This is a genomic window from Achromobacter sp., from assembly GCF_057314935.1.
The window spans coordinates 1-4,434 of record NZ_DBHKZA010000169.1; the positions used below are offsets into that span (position 1 = coordinate 1).

At 66.5% G+C, this 4,434-nt stretch carries 5 protein-coding genes; 1 reads left to right on the forward strand and 4 read right to left on the reverse strand.

Translation table 11 applies throughout. The features are described 5' to 3' along the window. The 4 genes from dxs to ACO6D5_RS29650 form a co-directional block, all read right to left on the reverse strand. A partial coding sequence (gene dxs, locus ACO6D5_RS29635) for a 1-deoxy-D-xylulose-5-phosphate synthase (protein WP_485827374.1) occupies positions 1-1,198 on the reverse strand: 1,198 nt, incomplete at its 3' end. A gap of 53 nt (positions 1,199-1,251) precedes the next feature. Continuing rightward, positions 1,252-2,163 (reverse strand): polyprenyl synthetase family protein, encoded by a 912-nt coding sequence (locus tag ACO6D5_RS29640; RefSeq protein WP_006225054.1) that lies wholly within the window; start codon positions 2,161-2,163, stop codon positions 1,252-1,254. A 7-nt stretch (positions 2,164-2,170) separates the two neighbouring features. Next, positions 2,171-2,437, reverse strand: a complete 267-nt coding sequence (locus ACO6D5_RS29645; RefSeq protein WP_006225055.1) for an exodeoxyribonuclease VII small subunit — start codon at positions 2,435-2,437, stop codon at positions 2,171-2,173. Between the two features lie 82 nt (positions 2,438-2,519). Next, on the reverse strand, positions 2,520-3,374 hold the full coding sequence (locus ACO6D5_RS29650; RefSeq protein WP_088590226.1) for an IclR family transcriptional regulator: 855 nt from the start codon (positions 3,372-3,374) through the stop codon (positions 2,520-2,522). Positions 3,375-3,545: 171 nt separating this feature from the next. Here ACO6D5_RS29650 and ACO6D5_RS29655 point away from each other — a divergent pair. Next, positions 3,546-4,434 (forward strand): Bug family tripartite tricarboxylate transporter substrate binding protein (locus ACO6D5_RS29655; protein ID WP_485827375.1); only part of this gene is annotated, 889 nt, incomplete at its 3' end.

Here is a 4,434-nt window from a genome sequence, read left to right on the forward strand (position 1 = left end):
TGAACTGGTCGTAGCCGCGCTGCATGAAGGTCGAATAGATGGCGACGACGGGCTTTTGCCCTTCGCAGGCGATGCCGGCGGCGAACGTCACGGCATGCTGTTCGGCGATGCCCACGTCAAAATACCGCAGCGGGAAGCGTTTTTCGAATTCCACCAGCCCGCTGCCTTCGCGCATGGCGGGGGTGACCGCGACCAGGCGCGAATCCTGCTCGGCCATGTCGCACAGCCAATGACCGAACACCTGGGTGAAGGTGCGCTTGCCCGGCGCCTTGGATTGCTGGATGCCCACGGCGGGGTCGAACTTGCCCGGGCCGTGATAGAGCACCGGATCGGCCTCGGCCAGCTTGTAGCCCTGCCCCTTCTTGGTCACCACGTGCAGGAACTGCAGGCCTTGCAGGGCCTTCAGGTTCTGCAGGGTGGGCACCAGGGCGTCCAGGTCGTGGCCGTCGATGGGGCCGACGTAGTTGAAGCCGAACTCCTCGAACAGCGTGGCCGGCGTGACCATGCCTTTGGCATGCTCTTCGAAACGACGCGCCAGCTCAAGCACCGGCGGCACGTGCTGCAGGACGGCGCGGCCGACGTTCTTGGCCGCAGCGTAGAAGCGGCCCGACATCAGGCGCGCCAGGTAGCGGTTCAACGCCCCCACCGGCGGCGAGATCGACATGTCGTTGTCGTTCAGGATCACCAGCAGGTTGATGTTGGGCGTGACGCCCGCATTGTTCATGGCCTCGAACGCCATGCCGGCCGACATGGCGCCGTCGCCGATGACAGCGATGTGTTGGCGCTGCACGCCGGCGTTGCGCGAGGCCACCGCCATGCCCAGCGCGGCCGAGATTGACGTCGAGGAATGTGCGGTGCCGAAGGCGTCGTATTCGGATTCGCTGCGTTTGGGAAAGCCCGAGATCCCGCCTTCTTGACGCAGCCGCGCCATGCCGGCGCGGCGTCCTGTCAGGATCTTGTGCGGGTAGGACTGGTGGCCCACGTCCCAGACGATCCGGTCATGCGGCGTGTCGAACACCTGATGCAGCGCCAGCGTGAGCTCCACCGTGCCCAGATTGGACGACAAGTGCCCGCCCGTTTTGGATACCGACTCCAGCACGAAGCCGCGCAGTTCGTCCGCAAGCTTCTTCAGCTCGCGACGATCCAGGCGCTTGAGGTCTGCCGGGGATTGAATGCGGTCCAACAAATCAGTCGTCATGCTTTTATGGGGTTCGTTGACCCGGCGTGGATTCAAGCCGGGCTAGTCACGGATCAGCGGTCTCGAAGGACGATGAAGTCGGCCAGTTGCGCCAAGCGTCCGCCGGCATCGCCCAGCGGTGCCAGCGCCGCCAGCGCTGCTTCACGCAATTCGTCGGCGAACGCGCGCGCCTCGGACAGGCCCAGGAGCGACACGTACGTCGGCTTGTTCTCCGCCGCGTCCTTGCCGGGGGTCTTGCCCAGGCTGGCCGTGTCGGCGGTCACGTCAAGGATATCGTCCACGACCTGGAATGCCAGGCCCATTGCTTGCGCGTAGGCGTCCAGCGCCTGGCGCGACGCCGAACTGGCACCCGCGACGATGCCGCCCAGCGCAACGCTGCAGGCCAGCATGGCGCCGGTCTTCATGCTGTGCATGGTCTGGAGGTCGTCGCGCGACAGCGAACGGCCGACGCTGAGCAGGTCGATGGCCTGGCCGCCCGCCATGCCCTGGCTGCCGGCGGCGCGCGCCAGCGACTGCGTGGCCTGCACGATCAGCGCAGGCGCAATCGGCATCGAGGCCAGCAGATCGAAGGCCAGCGGCTGCAAGGCGTCGCCCGCCAGCATGGCAGTGGCTTCGTCGAACTTCACGTGCGTCGTGGGCTGGCCGCGGCGCAGCGTATCGTCGTCCATGCAAGGCAGGTCGTCATGCACCAGCGAATACGCGTGGATCAATTCCACCGCCGCGGCGGCGCGGTCCAGCGACGCTTCGATGGCCAGCACGCTGCCGCTGACCGGGCACGCTTGCCCGGCGGCGTAGACCATCGCGGCGCGCACGCGCTTGCCGCCGCCCAGGACGGCGTAGCGCATGGCTTCGTGGAGACGGACAGGCAGCACATCCGCGGGGGGCATCAGGTCGTCGAGGACGTCTTCGACGTGCCGCACACGGCCCTGCAGCCACTCCGGGAAAGCGAGTTGAGTTTGCTTCATCGGGTTCTTATTCGTCATCCAGCGCCGCCGGATCCAGCGGACGCAGCAAGTCGCCTTCCAGGACCTTGACCTGCTGTTCGGCCTGCGCCAAGCGGTCCTGGCATACCCGGGTGAGCGCGACGCCGCGCCGGTAGGCGGCCAGCGATTGCTCAAGCGGCAACGAGCCGTCTTCCATGGCCGCAACCAATGACTCCAATTCGGCCAGGGCCGTTTCGAAATCCTGGGGCAAGGGACGGTCGTCGATCTGCGGATCGGCTGGTGTGGGTTTGGCCAAACGGGTCTCCGAGGGCGCTAGGGGTGGATCAATCTCCGAATTGTACGAGATAGCCACGCCGGACCCGCGTGTGCCCGGACGATCAGGCCGACGCCCCGGCAAGACCCGCGATCGCCGCGCGCAGTGCGGGGCCCACGCGCGTACGCAAGTCCGGTTCCGGCAACAGGCTGGCGGGGCCGCCGCAGCTCATCACGAAGACGCCTTCGCCCGTGATGGACGTGAACGGCACGGCGACGGCGTTGATGCCAGATTGCCACTCGCCAATGGCGAAGCAACAGCCCGATTCCTGCAGCTCCAGACGGGCGCGGGCAATGGCGTCGACAGGCGGCGCGGCCGGCCCCAGGCGCGCCAGCACCTCGTCACAGGCGCTGGCAGGCAGGCTGGCCAGATACGCTCGGCCCATCGCGCTGTCCAGGCTGGCGCGATAGCCGACGGGCAGCCGCAAGTACAGCGCGGAGGACCCGTGGATGGCTTCGACATAGGTCATGGCGTCGCCATCGAAGGCGCCGAGCGCAACCGCGCCGCCGGTGTCACGGGCCAATTCGGTCATCGAGGCCTTGGCCAGTTCGCGTACCTCCAGCCCTGCCAGCAGGCCAAAGCCCAGCGCCAGCACGCCATAGCCGGGCGAATACTTGCCGGTGTCGGGGTGATAGCGCAGGTAACCCAGCTCGGTCAGCGTGTAGCTGATGCGGCTGATGGTGGGCTTGGGCAGGCCGGTCAGGCGCGCCAGGTCCAGGTTGCCCAGCGCGGTCACGCCGTGGCGAAAACACCGCAGCACGTCCAGCCCCCGCGCCAGCGCGGTGATGAAGTCGGGCGAATTGGCGCCTTCGCCTACGCCAGCGGTGCGTTTGCGCCGCGCCGGCTGGCTGAGCTCCAGCGTCTCGTCGGGTTTGGTGGCGGCGTGGATGACGCGCTTGGTGTCAGAAAAAGATTGCATTTCTATTCGCTTCGTTTTTATAGTTTATTTCGAATAACAAAACTAAATTCCATATAACGGAATTTAAATGATCCAAGGAGACTTGGCAAGCCCCCGCAATGCTTCCCGCAGCGCGGTTCGGTCAAGCCAAGCCCGGCGATCCACTCACGCACGCGATTCCAAGGGGAAAACATGATTCGCACGAGCATCAAACTGCTGGCCACCGTATTGCTTAGCGCCGCCGCACTGGGCGCGCAGGCCGACACGTATCCGGCCCGGCCGATCAAGGTCGTCTCGCCCTTCCCGGCCGGCGGCGCCACCGATGTGCTGACCCGCATCCTGGCCGAACGCATGGCCAAGACGCTGGGCCAGCCCATGATCGTGGAGAACAAGGCGGGCGCCGGCACGTCCATCGGGGCGGCGTTCGTCTCGCGGGAACAGCCCGACGGCTACACCATCCTGATGGCCACGAACTCCACGCTGGTGACGAACCGCTATCTGTACAAGGAACTGCCTTACGACCCGGACAGTTTCTCGCCAATCGGCATGGTGGGCGTCGGCCCGCTGGTGCTGCTGTCCAGCCCCAAGCGGCCCTTCAACAGCACGCAGGACGTCGTGGCCTACGCCAAGCAGAACCCGGGCAAGCTGACGTTCGCGACCTTCGGGCCCGGCACGTCGTCCCACCTGGCCGGCGAACTGTTCAAGGAACGCGCCGGCATCGACATCCTGCACGTGCCCTTCAAGGGCGCGACCCAGGCCCTGCCCGCCCTGATCAGCGGCGACGTCGACCTGTTCTTCGACATGGTCGCCACCGGCATGCCGCAGGCGGACGCCGGCAAGGTCAAGGTTTTCGCCATCACCAGCCCGTCGCGGCTGGCGACGCTGCCGAAACTGCAGACGCTGGCCGAAGAGGGCTACCCCGCCTTCGACATGACCGCCTGGTTCAGCTTCGTGGCGCCCAAGGGCACCCCGGCTCCGGTCCTGGCGAAGCTGCAGGCCGCGCTGACCGACACCCTGCAGGACGAGGCCGTGAAGAAGCGCATGCTGGACATGGGCATCGACCCGCGTTCGGGCACCGCGG